The organism is Bradyrhizobium sp. NAS80.1 (assembly GCF_001908205.1).
Lineage (GTDB): Bacteria > Pseudomonadota > Alphaproteobacteria > Rhizobiales > Xanthobacteraceae > Bradyrhizobium.
The window spans coordinates 1-510 of sequence record NZ_LGHL01000513.1 but is presented as its reverse complement, the minus strand read 5'-3'; the positions used below and the strand labels follow the sequence as shown (position 1 = coordinate 510).

Sequence of the window (510 nt, the reverse complement as noted above, 5' to 3'; positions counted from 1 at the left end):
GGGGTGATCCGGTAGACGCGCCAAGACGTCGGCAAGCCAAGCCTGCGGGTCGATGTCATTGAGCTTGGCGGTGGCGATGAGGCTGTAGTTTGTAGATCGCCGCCGCACGCCGGCCGCCGTCATCGGAGCCGGCGAAGGTCCAATTTTTTCGCCCCACGGCGACCGCCCGCAGCTCACGCTCAGCAGCATTGTTAGTCATGCAAAGCCGTCCGTCATCGAGGAAGCGGCAAAATGCATCCCAGCGGCTGAGGCAGTAATTGATCGCCTTGGTCGTGTCGTTGTTCCTGGAGAGCCTGGCACGCTGCGCGCGCAACCAGGCCTCCAGCTCGACGATCAGGGGGCGGCTACGCTCCTGGCGCACATACAAACGCTCCTGCGCAGTAAGACCGTTGATGTCCCGCTCGATGGCGAACAGAACATCGATGCGCTTGACCGCCTCGGCCGCAATCGGCGCCTTGCTGAGCCGCGCGAGATCAAAGAACTTGCGCCTGCCGTGCGCCCAGCATGCGG

At 63.5% G+C, this 510-nt stretch carries 1 pseudogene; it reads right to left on the bottom strand.

Going from position 1 to position 510, the window contains the following annotated elements:
* Nucleotides 1-510, bottom strand: a pseudogene (gene tnpC / locus AC629_RS44595) (IS66 family transposase); the annotation flags it as partial.